The sequence below is a fragment of the Psychrobacter sp. JCM 18900 genome (genome assembly GCF_904846625.1).
Classification (GTDB): domain Bacteria; phylum Pseudomonadota; class Gammaproteobacteria; order Pseudomonadales; family Moraxellaceae; genus Psychrobacter.
Genome location: NZ_CAJHBL010000002.1, coordinates 546,099 through 563,692, shown reverse-complemented (window position 1 = coordinate 563,692; position 17,594 = coordinate 546,099). Strand labels below are relative to the sequence as shown.

The following is a 17,594-nucleotide window of genomic DNA, read 5'->3' as shown; positions in this document are numbered from 1 at the left end:
TCTAAACGATTATGGCGATATTACTTGCGGTTTTCTGAACGCATGGTGACGCTTTTTCGCATTATCAATATTACTTTTATACTAGGCTCCACGTCTGTCATTTTGGTGATTATTAGCTTATTTACTCCGCTGTTTTCGCAAGCAATCGTTTATATCTTTTCTCTATTGCCGCTTCCTGATATGCCTGCTGCTGCCATGAGCTCGCCGCCTACCGCCTATGTAGTCCTAGGCGGCGGTCTGACCAATGACCACAACAACCAAATTATCCTAAATCGTTATAGTCTCAATCGTGCCCGTACCGCTGCAGGTGCTTACCATGACTTACCCCTACCAATCGTGCTGAGTGGTGCTGAAGCTCCATGGCTCGGTCAATGGTTGATGGAACACGGTATCGACGGACTGATAAGTGAAAATGCCAGCATGAATACATGTGAAAACGCCCGTTTTACAGCCAAACGCATTCCGCTACGCCATGTATATCTGATTACTGATAGCTATCATATGGCACGTGCACGCAGACAGTTTGCCTTAAATGGTATCAATAGCACACCACTCCCTGCGCCACTGCCAGTTAGACGCGACTGGATGAAGCCTGCCCACAACTTAAGTCACTCACGGCGCGCTGTCTATGAAGTCGCAGCCTACCTCCGCGATGTGATACGTCCACAGATGGACTGTCGCCACGCCAATGATGTGACTTCACAGCAGCTATTGACCCCAAGAGGCAATGCCGCAAAAAACACTGACGAATAAACGTTAAAGATGTATACGATACCCTTGAGAGACTCATTCTAAATGCTACCGGTCATCCACTACATTTGTGATGGGTGTATAATAATAAGAGACACTGCTATTTAAGAGATTTGCCATGCTCAGTATATTTTTATTAATTCCATTAAGTCTCATGCTGTTTGTGGTTGCTATTTGGGCAGTGCGTTATGCGGTCAAGTCAAATCAATTCGAAGATCTGGACAATGCATCACAGCGTATTATATTGGATGACCGTCAAGAACGCCGCCAAACCATGCAGGCTCACGAAAGCTCAGCACCTACCCAGCAAAAAGATAAAACAGCGGCAACTGATGGAAATAACGAACATTCTGAGATAGATAAAAACTCAGAAATCTAATTTATCTACCTTATAGATGCGTAATTCATTGGTACCGTTTTATTAAATAATTCAGCACTAGCAAGTTCGCCCTTTACTATTCTTAGGAGACGCATTCATGACCATCGCTTTACTTGTGGCGGCATTACTAATGGGATTCTTTGGTTCACCGCATTGTTTAGGCATGTGTGGCGGTCTTGTGACCGCGTTTGGTCTGTCTATGAAAGATGTCAGCCCCGCCAAGCGGCGCGCTTTGGTGGCCACTTACCATCTTGGGCGTTTAACGAGTTACGCATTATTGGGTTTAATCGCAGGGCTTATCGGTATTACTGTGTTAAAGCCATTGATGATGGGTAATAGTACACCGCGTATTTTATTAGGATTGGTACTGGTATTCGTCGGTGTGACGATGCTTGGTGCGCCGTTTTTGACTAAGCTTGAACGTTTTGGTATGCGCTTTTGGCAGTATCTTAGCCCATTGCGTCAAAAGGTATTTCCACTTAATACTTTTCCGCGTGCACTAACAGCAGGTTTGCTTTGGGGCTTTCTGCCTTGTGGCCTGGTATACGGCGCTCTATTGATTGCGGTCGTTGCTCATAACCCACTAAGCGGTGCTGCGTTGATGTTTGTCTTTGGTCTAGGAACCATACCGATGTTGGTTGCGACGCATGAAACGGTCGGTTGGCTACGTGATAAGATTGGACGTTTTCGCCTAAGGCAGTTAAATGGTGCGGTTATGGTCATATCAGGTTTGGCAGTAGCGGTCGTGCCGATGGTCATGGCAAATATGCATGGCGGCCATGGTGAGATGAATCATGGTAGCCACACTGCTATGATGTCTGATATGGACTCTCATGACATGAGCCAAATGAATCACGATATGGATATGGCAGAAGACATGGATCAGAGCATGCAAAATATGGACAACCATATGGATCATAGCATGCATGACATGAGTGATAAATCACTGGACATGAATCACCATGAGCATACTGAAATGATGGAACACGCTCAATAAAGTCATTTAAACAGATACTATTAACACTTAGCATATAAAAAAGCCCTCAATACCATTTGCGATATTGAGGGCTTTTGCTTGTTAAGTAGTGCTCAATTTATAGCAATTATTCCTGCCACTGCTCAAGCGTAAACTTGGTTTCCAAGTGCTTCTCTAATGCCGGTATATTGAAGGCATCATCTTCACTCACAAAGCTGATACTAATACCTGTCTGACCCGCACGGCCCGTACGACCAATGCGATGTACATAATCATCTGGCTGATCAGGCAAAGTAAAATTAACCACATGGCTGATATCATCGACATGGATACCACGCCCTGCTACATCTGTCGCCACCAAAATAGATGCATGACCATCTTTAAATCGCTGTAAGTACTTCTCACGTTTTTGCTGAATGACATCGCCCGAGAGCATCACAATATTATGCGCTTGACGCAACTTGTGATACAGACGCTTGACTTGGTCTTTACGATTGGCAAAGACGATGACCTTCTCTACTGCTTCATCACTGATAATACGCTGCAAGGCGTCCAGCTTTTGATCTTCTGTCAGCAAATAAAAATGCTGATCTACTAACTCACTGGTCTTGTGTTCAGGCTCAATTTCAACAAACTGAGGCTCATGTAACCAGCGGTAAGCTAAATTCATGACATCTTGGTTAAAGGTTGCAGAAAACAACAAGCTTTGACGATCGGTATTGGCAGGCATTCGACCAACTAAGCGCTTGATATCAGGAATGAATCCCATATCTAGCATACGATCGGCTTCATCAAGTACCAATACCTCTACTCTATCTAGATACACCATGCCTTTATTAGCAAGGTCAATTAGACGACCAGGCGTCGCTACCAAAATATCAACGTATTGACGTTCAAGCTCGTGCTGCTGAGTTTCATAGTTAGTACCACCCATAATACAAACACTATGTAGCGAGGTATATTTGGTTAATGCAATACAGTCATCAAATATTTGCTGAGCCAATTCGCGAGTTGGCGCCATGACCACAGCACGCGGCTCACCAAGATAGCGCTCTTCGTCATTGGCAAATGGGCGCTTAAGCAAGGCTTCCATAATAGTCAGTAGAAAAGTCGCTGTTTTCCCCGTGCCCGTTTGTGCTTGTCCGATAGCATCTTGATGTGCCAATGTATGCGGTAGTATCTTTGCTTGAATGGGCGTCAATTCAGTAAAACCTAGATCACTTACTGCACGCAGGGTCGCTGTTGAAAGTGGCAAATCAGTAAACGTTGTAAAATTGCTCAAAAAAATATCCTTTTAAATGAATTGCTCGTATTTTATTAATTGTAAATAGGCTCAAAATGAACCCTTATAGTGTCAAATGCAGCATTTAAACCGTAATCAGTAAGAGTAGCCTTATCGAGTCTGTGGAAAACCATCAGACATATAAGCATAAAAAAAGCCAAGCCCAAATCCAATCCTACCAAATATGCTGCAGTTCACTCAACATAGGTAAGATAAGATGGGCTTGACTCAGTAGTATATCAGTAGTTTGTACAGACATTATAACTAAACCGCTTTAATGTCTGAGTAAATTACTCTTCTATCTTTCTGACTTCTTCAGCTTGCAGACCTTTGTCACCTTCTACTACGCTGAACTCAACTTTTTCGCCATCTTTTAGAGAACGATAGCCATCACCCTGAATCGCGCGGAAATGGACAAAAATATCTTCTCCGCTGTCACGTTGAATGAAACCAAAGCCTTTTGAGTCATTAAACCACTTAACGATACCTTGCTCACGAGCTGACATAATATTACTTCCTAAAAAAGTCCGCTTAGCCCTAGCTTCCTTTGCGACATTGCATATAAACAGGGTCTAAGATTATGAAATCAAAAATTAAGAGTATTACTACTCTACTTACCATCATCTATGCAGTGCTTTAATTACCTACATAGTGTTTCCATAACGAATTCGCCAAACACACTTATCGTAATGAAATTTGATGATAGCAACAAACTTGCAATATTTATTGCATAAAAAATATCATAGCACGGGTTTTTAGCAACATAAAGACTTTTAATATGCTTTTTGATATCTAAATAATTTTTTAAACAAATTTTTATAACCTAGCTATCAAGCTGTTATGATAAAGAGCAAAATGCGTCGAAGCCATTTTAGCTTAACGCCGCGCACCTTAGATTATTCTTATACTATAATAAATTATTAACATTGCTCAATAGTTACCGAGACCATTATGACCTCCTCTACTTCGATAAAAGCAGCCGAACAACCGACTAACGAAAATTCAAATCAAATACTGACTCATAAATTACTACTGGTAAATGGAGTGAATCTGAATTTACTAGGCAAGCGAGAACCGCATATTTATGGTTATACGACGCTTGCTGATATAGAAAAGCAACTAGTCAAGCGCGCCGCACGCCACGGTGTAGAGTTAACATGTATACAGTCCAACCATGAGGGTAAGCTAGTAGACGACATTCAGTATCATGGATTATTGGCGAACAAATCTGCTCAAGTCGATGCTATCATCATCAATCCGGCTGCATTTACGCATACTTCAGTGGCTCTGCGCGATGCGCTATTGGCTACCCAAAAGCCATTTATAGAAGTACATTTATCCAATGTTCATGCCCGTGAGCCTTTCCGTCATCATTCATATCTAAGTGACGTTGCGGTCGGAGTCATTTGCGGCTTGGGACAATTAGGCTATCAAATGGCGCTTGATTACTGGTTGAGCAATATGTATGCAGTTGACACAAATAGATAATATGACTGTGCTTACTTTTTTATAAATGATTACTCGCGTCTTCACACATTAGTCAAACAGTAATCTTGCAATTAAAATAATAGAATTACGACTGAGCAAATAACCCATTATACGGTGACATGAATGGCAAAATCGTCCGGAAAACGCTTTATGAAACTCGCTGGCATGACAGCGAGTATTGCTGGCAAAGCCGCTAAAAACTCATTTAAGCATCTCTCAAGTGACGAAGAAAAACGTCTGCAAGCTCGCTCAGATCTGATGCAAGACGTGGGCGTTCAAATTGCCGAAACGTTGGGTGAGATGAAAGGCGCAGTGATGAAGGTCGGACAGATTGCTTCACAATATAAGGATGTGTTCCCGCCTGAGGTTGCGTCAGCGCTCGAAAAGCTACAGAAAGATGCGCCGCCAATGCCATATGCGCAGATACGAGCTCAAGTTGAACGCGAACTGAAAGCGCCAATCTTAGAATTATTCAGCGAGTTTGAAGAGAAACCCTTTGCCGCAGCATCTATTGGACAAGTGCACAAAGCGACGTTGCCATCGGGTCAAAAAGTGGTAGTTAAAGTCCAGTATCCTGATGTCGATGAAAACTGCGATAGCGATCTCAAACAAGTGCGTATGGCATTAAAAATCGCTGGCGTGCTCAATATGAGTAAGCAACTACAAGAGCAGCTTTTCAATGAGATTCGCCAGAGTCTGCACGATGAATTGGACTATGTTAAAGAAGCTCATAACTTACGCGTATTCGGCGCTTTTCATGCAGAAGATGAAGGCCTTATTATTCCAAAAGTGATTAGCAGCCATTCGTCTAGACGGATTTTAACGCTGACCGAAGAGATGGGAGAGACATTGACTGTCGCTGCGACATGGGACAATGACGTCAAACAAAAAATAGCAGAGCGTCTGTTTCATTTTACCGCAGGCCAGCTATTTGGATTATACCGTATGCACTGCGATCCTCATCCAGGTAACTTCGCTTTCCGTCATGACGGTAGTGTCGTGGCTTATGACTTTGGCGGTATCCGAAGTTATAGTGATAGCGAAGTGCAGCTATTCAAACGCTTTGTCAAACATGCACTAAGAGGTGACGTCACTGCACTTGAGCAAGATTTGATTGCGCTAGATATTCGCCGCGAAGATGACAAAAACATCCCTGGTGAGTTTTATGAAAAGTGGTTATCAATTGGACTCAAACCTTTATCCATTAGTCCTTATCAAGAAGGCGAATTTGATTTTGGGAGTAGCCAAGTCCATCACGAGGCCATTGCACAGATGCGTACGTCTTTGAAGTACTTTGGTCAGTTTCAACCCTCAGCCACCACTATGATGCTAGACCGTACTGTATCAGGACAATATTGGAATCTGGTCAATCTAGGCGTCGAGATCGACCTGTCACCACTGGTTGATGAATATATCGATGCGTAGTAGATGTATTGACTGTCACGATTAAATCTATTCCTAGATATGTAGCGCGTGACCACAACGATCGCAAAAGTCTGCCCCTACTGCATGACCGAATTTACCACAGTTGGGGCAAGTCACTGGGTTAAGTTGTGGACGCATATTACGTGCTAACTCTGACGTAAAAATACCTGTTGGTACCGCAATAATCGAATAACCCGTGATCATGACCATGGTTGCAATTGCTTGGCCGAGCGGTGTCTTGGGTGACATATCACCATAGCCAACCGTCGTCATCGTAACAACGGCCCAGTAGATAGACAATGGAATACTGGTAAATCCATTTTCCGGCCCTTCTACGACATAAATAATTGAACCAAAGATGGTTACCAATAATACAAGCGATAAGAAAAAGACCGTAATTTTCTGTTGACTGGTTTTTAATGCCGACGCCAAGAACCCAGCCTGTTGCATATAGGCTTTGAGCTTAAGAACACGGAACACACGTAAAATACGTAATACCCGTATCACGAGTAGATACTGCACACCTACAAACATTAAGCTCAAATAACTTGGTAATACAGATAGTAAGTCTACTATCCCAAAGAAGCTAAAAGCATAGCGTAAGCGGTTGGGTGCTGAGAATAGTCTTAACGCATACTCAATGGTAAACAAAATGGTAAAAAACCACTCTGCATAAAAGAACAACGTGCCATACTGCAAACGCATATATAGCACACTATCAAGCATGACGACGGCCACACTGGCTAAAATTGCAATCAGCAATACAATATCAAAGAGCTTACCCAGACGAGTATCTGTGCCTTCAATAATGATATGCGTACGGTTACGCAAGTGTGTAAGAGCTTCGGCGGTTGGTTGCTTCATAGAATCAGTACTTTATAAAATCAATGGCTTGATAGCACGCAATGACTTAAAATGTGATGGATAAGGGCAAGTTGGTCAAAATAGCTAAAACTGGTTTATAATATCGCTCACCTATCACAGTGAATACAATCTATAAGTTGCCACAGTGTAGCAAAAAAGCACTCTCAACAACATACAAATCGTTAACGTGCCAGTAGCGCTACTACCTAAAATAGACAAAGTAATGATAGTATAAAATTAGGCAATCAGATATCGAAGGTTGTTGTTGATCACTTTTTTTACCCATAAAAATAGTACGTAGAACTTAAGGATGTTATATGGCAGGCCATTCAAAATGGGCAAATATTAAACACCGCAAAGCCCGTCAGGATGCAGTAAGGGGTAAGATATTTACCAAGATTATTCGCGAAATCGTTTCAGCTGCCAAACAAGGCGATCCCGATCCTGACAAAAACCCACGCTTACGTGCCGTTATCGAAAAAGCCCTATCAGTCAATATGACGCGCGACACGATTAATCGTGCTGTCGATCGTGGTACAGGTGGCGGCGATAATGAGAATATGGAAGAAGTCAGTTACGAGGGTTATGGTGTTGGTGGTGTGGCTGTACTGGTCGAAACCATGACGGATAACCTTAATCGTACGGTCAGCGAAGTACGTCATGCTTTTACCAAGAATGATGGTAATCTTGGCACATCAGGCTCAGTGGCGTACCTATTCACTAAACGTGGCGAAATCACTTTTAACGATGTCAGCTTAGAAGATGAGGTCATGCTCGTTGCACTAGATGCGGGCGCCGTTGATATCGAAAATGATGGCGAAAGCTTGCTTGTTATCACTGAATGGGAAAGTTTCGGTCAAGTCCAAGATGCCCTTAATGCGGCTGGTCTTATTTCTGACAACGCCGAGGTCACTATGTCACCATCTACCACGGCTGAGATCGACAATGTTGATGATGCTGAAAAGATCATGAAGATGATTGATATGCTAGAAGATGCTGATGATGTGCAAGAAGTTTATACTAACGTGAACTTCTCTGCTGAAGTCATGGCTCAGCTTGAAGCATAAACTTATTAATTGTTCAGTAAAAAGGGCCAGATACTAAAAGTATTTGGCCCTTTTTTATTAAGATAAATTTAGTTTTACGTCCAACTTCCTTCTAGTGCTAGTAAATACTCTTTTTTATCTAGCCCGCCTGTATAGCCACCGAGCTTACCGTCGCTTGCAATCACTCGATGACAAGGCACGATAATGCTAAAAGGATTTTTGCCATTGGCCTGCGCAACCGCACGGAATCCCTTTGGACTGTTGACACGCTGCGCGAGCGTGGCATAGCTGATGGTTTCGCCATACTCAATACCTTGTAGTGCCTGCCATACTCTTTGCTGAAAATCAGTACCCATAGAGAAGTCTAAAGGCAAGTCTAACGTCTTACGTTTACCATCAGCATAGTCTTTGAGTTGGAAAATCGTTTCTATTAATAACGCTTGATCAGGTTCATTTATGCTTAGGCTATTTTTATCTATAAAAGTAAAGTCTTCATCTGTCAGGCCATAGTACTTTTTAAGTTTGGGTACAGATTTTGAGCTATGCCATGAGTTACCTGGCAGCAGCCAGTTGGCTTCAACGAGCATAGGCTGACCATGCGCATTGTCACGAGCAATCAGTGTTAATCGATGTGACCCAAAGGATGCTGTGGTAACTATCATAGCGTCTACTTCCCTATTCTTTTAAAAATGATTTACCAGATAAAACTGGCTCTCTTATTCTTTATCGTCGGTCTCGAACAAAGCAGCGACAAATTGCTTCGGACTAAAAGAACGCAAGTCGTCAATCGACTCACCCACACCAATATAGCGGATAGGCACATCTGTCGTTTCGGCAATATTAAACACCACACCACCTTTAGCAGTACCATCTAGTTTGGTAATAGTAATACCTGTCAGCGGCACAACCTTGTTAAACAGCTCAACTTGGTTGATAGCATTTTGACCCGTGCCAGCATCCAGCACAATCATACCTTCATGCGGGGCACTTGGATCCGCTTTACGCATGACACGTACGACTTTCTCTAACTCTGCCATCAAATGTGTCTTGTTTTGCAAACGTCCCGCAGTATCAGCGATGAGCACATCGATATTTTTTGCTTTGGCTGACTGCATCGCATCAAAAATGACAGAAGCACTGTCAGAACCATGACCTTGCGCCACTACTGGAATATGATTGCGCTCGCCCCAAATCTGTAGCTGCTCAGTAGCTGCCGCACGGAATGTATCACCCGCTGCCAGCATGACTGACTTGCCCTCGCCTTGTAGACGCTTGGCAAGCTTACCAATCGTTGTGGTTTTCCCTACGCCATTGACCCCTACTACCAATATAACAAACGGCTTTTTGCTAGTATCAATCACCAATGGCTCAACTTTTGGTGTGAGGATATCAACCAATTCACTTTGCAATGCTTTATATAAAGAATGTGCATAGATCAAGTCACCACGATCTGTTTGCTCGGTGAGGCTCTTGATGATACGGTTCGTCGCGTTGACGCCGATATCGGCCACCAATAGCTGATCTTCAACTTCTTCTAATAGCTCGTCATCAATCTCTTTACCACCGATTAAGATACTGACCATGCCTTCGGCTAAGTTTTTGCGTGACTTACTGAGTCCCGTTTTCATACGGTTAAACCAGCTGCCCTTTTTCTTATTCTCTTTTGTCTCTTGTGAGTCTGTAGCAGGCTCTTTGCTAGTAGCTACCTGTGTGTCGCTGTCAGCTACCGGATTTACACTTGGCGTATCACCCAATTGCTCTTGCAACGGCATAGCAGGAATGGTTGACGCAGTATTAGTTTGACTTGTAGCGGCGGCTGTCTCTGTAGCGCTCGAAAAGCTTTCAGAATTACCTTTAGGGACATTATGCTCTTCTGTCATTACAATTGGCGTCGCTAAAGCAATATTGTCTGCAGCATCATTACTAGAGACGTCTTGGTTTACCGTACTGTCCTTTTGCGGAGCAACACTCTCTGTTTCATCAATAATGGGCACAGATTGCACCGGTAGACTGGGTAAGGTAATATCATCGTCATCTAAGTCGTCAAGACCAGCATCAAGGTTAATGACTACGCGGTTGCTATTGTTTGGGTTGTTCATAAGTTTGCCCTAAAAGTTATCACGATTAATTATTTGTTTATTGTTAATGGATTTATAGGTTGTCATCTGGCTACGAGCGACATGACGCTTAATTTTTATCTATTTTAGCATAATTCAAGTCATGCTCAGCCCTTACCCTATTAGACTATCGTCAAAATTTATCTGTTTAAAAAATCACTCAGTGATTTGAGAAAGTTTTGCTTAAGGTTTAGACACAAAATTCTGACCTGTTACTCGTCAGACTTCGCCTACTCTACCAAGACTTATTCGATACATACTTATTAGGAATCCGTTATGTCATTATTCTCTAAGCACTATAAGAAAATCAGCAGCATCAGTGTAGCGGTTTTATTAACGACGACTATATTAGTGACCGGTTGCACCACGACGCAAGAGTTTAGACCGACTGCTAGCGTTATGGTTGGTGCTCAGACCTCTTTGTAATGCCATTTATTACTATGATTAGTATCTAATTCTTCTATCATTATTTTATATAAGTAGACCATACTATGCCATTGTCTTTACCTCTAGCAGCTGCGCCATTACGCATTGCTTGTGCCTTAGCAGTAGCAGCCTCACTTGCTGCATGTCAAACCAATACGATGCCTACTGACTCTGCAACTGCGACAAGCTCAATTGCAAAAAATAGCTTGGCTCAAAACATATCAGATGAAAATAAAACGAGCAAAGACACACAGTCGTCTGAGTTGACAATGGACATGTCAGGTCGACATGAATATCAGTTAGAAAATGGTCTAAAAGTCGTTATAAAAGAAGACCACCGTGCCCCAGTCGCTATGACACAAATCTGGTACCGAGTGGGCTCGGCAGATGAGCCTCTTGATAAAGGTGGTATCTCTCACTTACTCGAGCATATGATGTTCAAAGGCACGACCAATGTCTCTAGTGATGATTATGAGCGGCTAATTGCTAAGTTTGGCGGCGTCAACAATGCCTTTACCAGCTATGACTATACCGGATACTACGAGCTATTCCCTGCCAATCGTATGCCGTTAGCGCTAGAGCTTGAAGCAGATCGCATGAAAAATCTTATATTCGATGAAAAAGAATTTGCCAAAGAGCATCAAGTGGTCATGGAAGAGCGTCGCCAACGTACTGATGACAATCCGCTTGCCAAAGCGTATGAGTCGTTTCGTCTGCTGGCCTTACCTGATAGCCCAAAAGGTGAATCTGTCATTGGGCCTATGAACGAGCTAGAATCGATTAAACTTTCAGATTTAAAAGACTGGTATAAGACATGGTATGCACCAAATAATGCGACGTTAGTCATCGTCGGTGACGTGCAACCACAAGAAGTACTTACTCAAGTCAAACGTTACTTTGGTGATTTAGAAAAAAGCAACCTACCCAAACGTACTTCTGTGACTCAAAAAGGCTTCCGTGGTTATCAAAAGGTAGACTCTGAGCAAGCCGTACAAGTGCCCGTTCTACTGATGGGTTACAACGTGCCAAGCCTTGCCACGGCAGGCTCAAACAATGAAAAACAAGCTTATGCCCTGTCACTTGCGCAAGATGTGCTCGATGGTGGCTTATCTGCACGTTTAGAGAGTCGACTGATACGTGAGCAAGGTATATTGACGACGGTTGGTACTTCTTACGACTTGCTAGATCGCGGTGATGGGCTGTTTTTGATTCAAGCAACACCTCGTGAAGGCGTCAGCTTAGAGCAAGCACAGCAAGCCATAACCTCAGAAATGGAAAAGCTAAAAACAGATCCTATTGCCGATGATGAAATTAGTCGCGCCAAGACCAATACGGTTACTGGTTTGATTTATGCGCAAGACAGCATGGAAGGACGAGCACGTATGATTGGCTCGTTACAATCTATCGGTCTAGATGATAGATTACTTGCTAAACTGCCAACTAAGCTCAATGGTATCAGTGTGGCTGATATTCAGGCTGCCAGTAACAAATATTTGGTCAAGGATAACTTGACGGTGATGCATGTCGTGCCACCTAAAGACAATAAAACCTCAGCGAAATAGTCGCTGCCTATTATCAAACGTCTCATAAAAATGGCCATAACACCGTATTCTTAATAAGAAGAAACTCATGATTCAGAATAAATACGACTCTAAAGCAAGACAAAAATCTTTTAAGACTGCTTCATCCTCTATAAAAGGCACTATCGCATCTACAAAGCGAGCCTACCTCAGTGCTAGCGTAGTTTTTGCTTTTAGCGTCTTAGCTACTACTGCGCAGGCAGATACAACAGCTGCTGAAGATTACCGCGCACCTGCTGCAGTCGATGCAAGTGCGCCAATTGCTGCTCTATCTAAGCTAACCAGCTTAAACGATGACAAACCTTTAAAAGTCACCGTACCGACCATTCAACAGTTTAAGACCAAGTCTGGCGTACCTGTTATGTTTGTACAAACGACCACCTTGCCAATCGTCGATGTTGATTTGCGTTTTAATGCGGGTAGCGCGCGTGATGGTAGTATCAAAAAGGATGGTTTTGGTATTGCTAATATGACAGCGACGATGCTCGAACAGGGCTCAAAAAGCCTAGATGAAAACGCATTTACACGTGCAGTGGAAACGTTGGGTATCAACCTAAGCAGTAGCGCGTATAAAGATATGTTTATCGTTTCACTGCGTAGCCTATCTGATGACAAGCATCTTCTGCCAGCCATTGACTTAATGACACAGATGGTAAGTGAGCCTACGTTTGACGAGCAAGTTCTAGCTCGCAATAAAGCAAGACTGTTGGTAGGCCTGCAGCAACAAAAACAAGATCCCAATAGTCTAGCAAGTATCGCTTTCAATGATGCTTTGTACGGTACTCACCCTTACGCGCATCCATCAGTCGGCACACTAGAAAGCGTTCCTACGATTGAGAAACAGCAACTGATAGACTTTAAAAACAAATATCTGGTAGCAGCAAACGCATCTGTTGCTATGACAGGTAACCTGACACTAGAACAAGCCAAAAAACTGGCAGAAGACATCACTGCTAAATTGCCTACTGGCCAAGCTGCCACTGATTTACCTGAGCCGAAACCGCTGACTAAAGCGCAGCATGTTCATATTCCATTCCCAAGCACTCAAACCACTGTCCTTATGGGACAATTGGGTAGCAAACGGGCAACTGACCCAATAGCACAGCAGCAGCAGACCAACTTTGCTGTTGGAAATGAAGTCATGGCAGGCAGTGACTTTAATGCGCGGTTAATGACGGAGGTAAGACAAAACCTTGGCTATACTTATGGTATCTCGGGGTCGATGAACCCAATGCTCTCTCGAGGTCCCTATCAGATTGGTTTTTCGACACGTAATGACAAGGCTCGTGCGGCTATTGGTGCAAGCTTAGCGGTTATCAATGAAACGTTGGAAAAGGGCATTACTAATAATGAGATGCGCCTGACTACAGATAATTTGAAAAACAGCTTCCCGATGGGATTTGCAAGCAATGCAGGTATTAATGGCTTACTCGGAATGATGAACTTTTACCAATTACCGAATAATTACTTAGCTGACTATACCAATCGCATTGATCAAGTCACTCTTTCAGAGGTCAATCAAACCATGCGAAATACGCTAAAACCTGATAACTTTTTGATAGTTACGGTTGGGCAAGAAGATCCGTGGAAAGAAAATAAAGCGGCAAAAAAATCCAGTAAGAAATAAGTTGCTAGGAAAGTAGTTTAGAAAAGTTAAGGCTCATTAATTTTGTGAACGTATTATAAGTGGTAAAGAATACTGCTTATAACATGTCCATTTAAATATTTGAATTACTATGATGCATTAATAAGAAGCAGAAAATTCTTAATGCTTGGCATTAGGAATGCTTGGCGTCAGAAATTTTTAGCGCAACATCATAGACAAAATGTTCTGGCTTATGGGTGGCCCCGTTATAGCTCAAACGGATAACATGCTTATCATAAGACGTCACTTTATAATTACCATTGGCAAAGTTATGTAGCGTCGGCACAATTAATAGCGCTTCTATTTGACGGTTATCTACTTTAACATTGAGGCGCTGACCCTCTCGCGGATATAAAAAATAATCACAGTAGTCATTTACCATGACCTCTGATATACGTTCGATAACCTGATTACCTGTTTCTTCTTGAATTAATTTTGGACAGACATCAGAGCGCTTAGAGGCCAAACGAGCATAAGAGTTCTTGATACTGTCTTCTATCTCTTTAGAGCTTTGTATATGTCTATCAGCCTTATCCGTCACTATCATATTGTTTTCAGAGGACATTTCTGTACTACACGCACTAATCAGCAATACCGACATAAGTGCAGAAGTAAACAAAGCGCCATACTTATAGTTCGAGTGCAAAAGACCTTGCTTCTTGTTATTTAATTTATGATAGCTTTTCATTGTCGAGCGCTGATTTTTCATAGTTTTCGCTTAAAGTAAATTTGGTGGTTTTCTTTATAAGCCATGAAAATATAAAGGCGATTGATAAGACATATTATTAAAGCATAGTTTTCAAATACCAAACAAATTTTTAATGAACTCATGCGTCTAACCTATGAATCCTACCAAATAATTACAATATTATTATTTTTAGTAAACACCGGAACAGTATATATAAAAATGAATATATATCTAGTGTTATCTCGGCTAACTTTATATTTATTCGAACTTTCGATTCTTGACAAGTCAATTAATAACGGCAAGAAGAAGAACTACTAGCGTGATTGAACCCCCACTTACGATAACCATCAGTATCTAAATGAATAGCCCCTGTCGCATATAATCCTAAGCCAAAGTTATAAGGCTGTCCTTGATACTGCCAAAACTGACATAAGCCATCATGCATGGTACTCAAGCGCCATAAATTGTCTTCGTACTCAGGTACCCAGATATCCATAGCACTTGCATTCATATGCTTACTACCGTCTGCCCCGCCTGCACAGTCATTCAAACCTGGGTTACGATATACCGAACGTATCTCACTGCTGAGTGGTAAAACACCTTGGTTTTTCAACTCACTATAAAGGCGCAATGTTGGTACAATGTTAGACCATAGCTCTTGAGGCGGCAGTTGATACGGCTCATACCCGCATTTACTCCAACTACGGGCAGTCGTCAGCAGTTGAGACAATGGCGGTACATTCTGTGATCCAACTCGTGCGCTAAGATAACGCTCATACTCTGCTACTTGTCTGGCACGATAGCTATTGCTATTTAACCATGCGTTAAAGTCCATATTCATAGAATCGTTATAAGCACCATTATAGGTGTTGTTTGCTGTACTATAAGTAGTACCGCGTCTCACTACATTCACACGTTTGTTTTCTTCAATGGACAACCTAGCATCAATCTCGAAATCACGCTGTTTTTGTACAATCAAGTTTTGAATACTGTCGCCACTTGATGTATTCGCCCCACTCAACATGGTGACACCAGGACGCTGACTTGAGCTGTTAGTAGAAGGTGTTATATACGCATTATTGTTATTGCTTGTACTGCTACTTTGACGTATTTGAATACGGCGTTCACTATCGTCACTGATAATAACGGCATGAGCACTGACACTGCCAGCACATAGGATAAGAGTAATAATAGGTTGGCAAATTTGCCTATACGCATGGATTTTTGATTTTATCATTGCAAGAAACTACCGCTAAAAACGTTTTATCGATACTATCAAATTTTCAACAAGCAGGCTAAACTATCGCTTCTAATTTAAAGTCCAATATTGATAATTAACACTTATCCTTACAACTTTTATAATTGAGTGACTTTATTATTATTTGTGAATGATATAGCCATCGCGTGCTCGCATACTTTTATTAAAGTCGGTACTTTTTAGTACGTTTATCATCATTATTTATAATGAGTTAATTTAGTTAGTACTTCCCTCCTACACCAATTGTTAGCCAAATTCTGCCTATGTCTTCTAACCTGCAATATCGTTTTTCACGTCAAAGCCATCATTTGGGTCAAGGTCATGCACCGACACTATGGCAACGCATTCATATCGACCCATGGTTAACTTTACTGTTATTGACGGTTTGTTGTATTGGTCTGACGATTCTATACAGCGCCGCCAGCCAAGATATTGGTATGGTTATTCGCCAAATGGTCAGTTACGGTGTGGCATTCGCTGTGATGTTTACCATGGCGCAGATACCGCCTAGTCTCTATCGTACTTTTACGCCTATATTTTATGTCTTAGGGCTTATATTATTAGTGCTGGTAGATATTATCGGTGAAGTACGTATGGGTGCTCAGCGCTGGATCAATTTGCCTGGGTTCGGTAGTGTGCAGCCTTCAGAGTTCATGAAGCTGGGCATGCCAATGATGTGTGCTTGGTTTTTATCTAAGCGTGATTTGCCACCGTCAGCGTCTAGCATTGCTATTACCTTAGCATTGATCATTGTACCGGTGCTATTAATTGCTAAAGAGCCTGATCTTGGTACGTCACTACTGGTCGCTGCTAGTGGCATATTTGTGCTTTTCTTAGCGGGCCTTTCATGGCGATTGATTTCTGCTGCTGTAATTTTGGCTGTGCCGTTTATTGCTTTTGCTTGGAACTTTTTGCTCCATGACTATCAGCGTACGCGGGTATTGACACTCCTTAATCCTGAAGCAGATGTACAAGGCGCTGGATGGAACATCATTCAATCGAAGACAGCCATTGGTTCTGGTGGCCTCACTGGAAAAGGCTATTTAGAAGGCACGCAATCACACCTACATTTCCTACCAGAAGGCCATACTGACTTTATTATTGCTGCCTTCTCCGAAGAGTTTGGTTTGCTCGGTGTGATGCTACTGATGTTCATTTATTTCTGCCTTTTATCACGTGCCTTATATATCGCTTTCACTCATCCTGATGTTTATAGTAGATTGTTGGCTGGTGCTATCGCCATGTCTTTCTTTGTTTATATATTCGTCAATGTCGGCATGGTTGGCGGCATTTTGCCTGTCGTAGGTGTTCCACTACCATTTATTAGTTATGGGGGTACGGCTATCGTGACTCTGATGGCAGGATTTGGCTTGCTCATGTCTATTCATACACATAAATCCGGCTAATTTGTATCAGGTACTTTTTATACAAACCAACTTTAAAGTAAGTCGTTGTAATAATTATGGTAGTACCATTAAGATAAATTGTTTTGTACTACTAATAATTTGATAAAAGACAATGAGCAGCCATGGCGCGAAGAAGAGTTTTATCCTTAGCGCTATGGCTTTTTTATTTTAATGGTTTTCATATAATTTATGTTCGTATAGATAACAATAATAGTTACAAATCTGAAATAATTGTTCGTTTTAGCGCCTCTTATTTTTAATAGT

Annotated in this window: 17 protein-coding genes; 10 read left to right on the top strand and 7 right to left on the bottom strand. The window is 42.1% G+C overall.

What is annotated here, in order from left to right; translation table 11 throughout:
- Window positions 1-24 precede the first annotated feature (24 nt).
- The 3 genes from JMX96_RS05275 (at window position 25) to JMX96_RS05265 (ending at window position 2,126) form a co-directional block, all read left to right on the top strand.
- Entirely contained in the window at window positions 25-753 is a 729-nt protein-coding gene (locus JMX96_RS05275) for a YdcF family protein (protein WP_227676932.1), read from the top strand.
- Window positions 754-868: 115 nt separating this feature from the next.
- Window positions 869-1,129, top strand: a complete 261-nt coding sequence (gene ccoS, locus JMX96_RS05270) for a cbb3-type cytochrome oxidase assembly protein CcoS (protein ID WP_227676930.1) — start codon at window positions 869-871, stop codon at window positions 1,127-1,129.
- 97 nt (window positions 1,130-1,226) lie between these two features.
- Window positions 1,227-2,126, top strand: a complete 900-nt coding sequence (locus JMX96_RS05265; RefSeq protein ID WP_201567885.1) for a sulfite exporter TauE/SafE family protein — start codon at window positions 1,227-1,229, stop codon at window positions 2,124-2,126.
- A 106-nt stretch (window positions 2,127-2,232) separates the two neighbouring features.
- On the opposite strand, the gene JMX96_RS05260 is transcribed toward JMX96_RS05265, so the two are convergent.
- Both JMX96_RS05260 and JMX96_RS05255 read right to left on the bottom strand, forming a co-directional pair.
- Window positions 2,233-3,387: a DEAD/DEAH box helicase gene (locus JMX96_RS05260; RefSeq protein ID WP_201567883.1), complete on the bottom strand. Its 1,155-nt coding sequence runs from the start codon at window positions 3,385-3,387 to the stop codon at window positions 2,233-2,235.
- 290 nt (window positions 3,388-3,677) lie between these two features.
- Window positions 3,678-3,893, bottom strand: coding sequence for a cold-shock protein (locus JMX96_RS05255; protein WP_057760416.1), 216 nt, complete (start codon window positions 3,891-3,893; stop codon window positions 3,678-3,680).
- Between the two features lie 445 nt (window positions 3,894-4,338).
- Between JMX96_RS05255 and aroQ the strand changes: the two genes are divergently transcribed.
- A complete protein-coding gene (gene aroQ, locus JMX96_RS05250) occupies window positions 4,339-4,875 on the top strand; it encodes a type II 3-dehydroquinate dehydratase (RefSeq protein ID WP_201567873.1) in 537 nt (178 codons plus the stop codon).
- A 123-nt stretch (window positions 4,876-4,998) separates the two neighbouring features.
- Window positions 4,999-6,300 carry an ABC1 kinase family protein gene (locus JMX96_RS05245; RefSeq protein WP_201567871.1) on the top strand — a complete coding sequence of 434 codons (1,302 nt, stop codon included), beginning with the start codon at window positions 4,999-5,001 and terminating at the stop codon, window positions 6,298-6,300.
- Between the two features lie 33 nt (window positions 6,301-6,333).
- Here the strand turns inward: JMX96_RS05245 and JMX96_RS05240 are convergent, their stop codons facing one another.
- Entirely contained in the window at window positions 6,334-7,164 is an 831-nt protein-coding gene (locus tag JMX96_RS05240; protein ID WP_057760421.1) for an ion transporter, read from the bottom strand.
- A gap of 317 nt (window positions 7,165-7,481) precedes the next feature.
- Between JMX96_RS05240 and JMX96_RS05235 the strand changes: the two genes are divergently transcribed.
- Window positions 7,482-8,231 carry a YebC/PmpR family DNA-binding transcriptional regulator gene (locus JMX96_RS05235; protein WP_191113687.1) on the top strand — a complete coding sequence of 250 codons (750 nt, stop codon included), beginning with the start codon at window positions 7,482-7,484 and terminating at the stop codon, window positions 8,229-8,231.
- A 74-nt stretch (window positions 8,232-8,305) separates the two neighbouring features.
- On the opposite strand, the gene JMX96_RS05230 is transcribed toward JMX96_RS05235, so the two are convergent.
- Both JMX96_RS05230 and ftsY read right to left on the bottom strand, forming a co-directional pair.
- The gene (locus JMX96_RS05230; RefSeq protein ID WP_201567869.1) at window positions 8,306-8,872 is read right to left on the bottom strand and encodes a methylated-DNA--[protein]-cysteine S-methyltransferase; all 567 of its coding nucleotides are present in this window, start codon (window positions 8,870-8,872) and stop codon (window positions 8,306-8,308) included.
- A 54-nt stretch (window positions 8,873-8,926) separates the two neighbouring features.
- A complete protein-coding gene (ftsY, locus tag JMX96_RS05225; RefSeq protein WP_227526712.1) occupies window positions 8,927-9,838 on the bottom strand; it encodes a signal recognition particle-docking protein FtsY in 912 nt (303 codons plus the stop codon).
- A 765-nt stretch (window positions 9,839-10,603) separates the two neighbouring features.
- Here ftsY and JMX96_RS05220 point away from each other — a divergent pair.
- From JMX96_RS05220 to JMX96_RS05210, 3 genes are all read left to right on the top strand, one after another.
- Window positions 10,604-10,753, top strand: a complete 150-nt coding sequence (locus JMX96_RS05220) for a hypothetical protein (RefSeq protein ID WP_156410696.1) — start codon at window positions 10,604-10,606, stop codon at window positions 10,751-10,753.
- A gap of 65 nt (window positions 10,754-10,818) precedes the next feature.
- Window positions 10,819-12,315 (top strand): M16 family metallopeptidase, encoded by a 1,497-nt coding sequence (locus tag JMX96_RS05215; RefSeq protein WP_201567867.1) that lies wholly within the window; start codon window positions 10,819-10,821, stop codon window positions 12,313-12,315.
- Between the two features lie 67 nt (window positions 12,316-12,382).
- Window positions 12,383-13,960 carry a M16 family metallopeptidase gene (locus JMX96_RS05210; RefSeq protein ID WP_201567865.1) on the top strand — a complete coding sequence of 526 codons (1,578 nt, stop codon included), beginning with the start codon at window positions 12,383-12,385 and terminating at the stop codon, window positions 13,958-13,960.
- Between the two features lie 151 nt (window positions 13,961-14,111).
- Here the strand turns inward: JMX96_RS05210 and JMX96_RS05205 are convergent, their stop codons facing one another.
- Together JMX96_RS05205 and JMX96_RS05200 are read right to left on the bottom strand one after the other, a co-directional pair.
- On the bottom strand, window positions 14,112-14,687 hold the full coding sequence (locus tag JMX96_RS05205) for a hypothetical protein (RefSeq protein WP_201567863.1): 576 nt from the start codon (window positions 14,685-14,687) through the stop codon (window positions 14,112-14,114).
- A 268-nt stretch (window positions 14,688-14,955) separates the two neighbouring features.
- Window positions 14,956-15,903: a D-Ala-D-Ala carboxypeptidase family metallohydrolase gene (locus JMX96_RS05200; RefSeq protein ID WP_201567856.1), complete on the bottom strand. Its 948-nt coding sequence runs from the start codon at window positions 15,901-15,903 to the stop codon at window positions 14,956-14,958.
- Between the two features lie 284 nt (window positions 15,904-16,187).
- On the opposite strand from JMX96_RS05200, the gene rodA reads away from it, so the two are divergent.
- The gene (rodA, locus tag JMX96_RS05195) at window positions 16,188-17,330 is read left to right on the top strand and encodes a rod shape-determining protein RodA (protein ID WP_201567854.1); all 1,143 of its coding nucleotides are present in this window, start codon (window positions 16,188-16,190) and stop codon (window positions 17,328-17,330) included.
- Window positions 17,331-17,594: the final 264 nt, after the last annotated feature.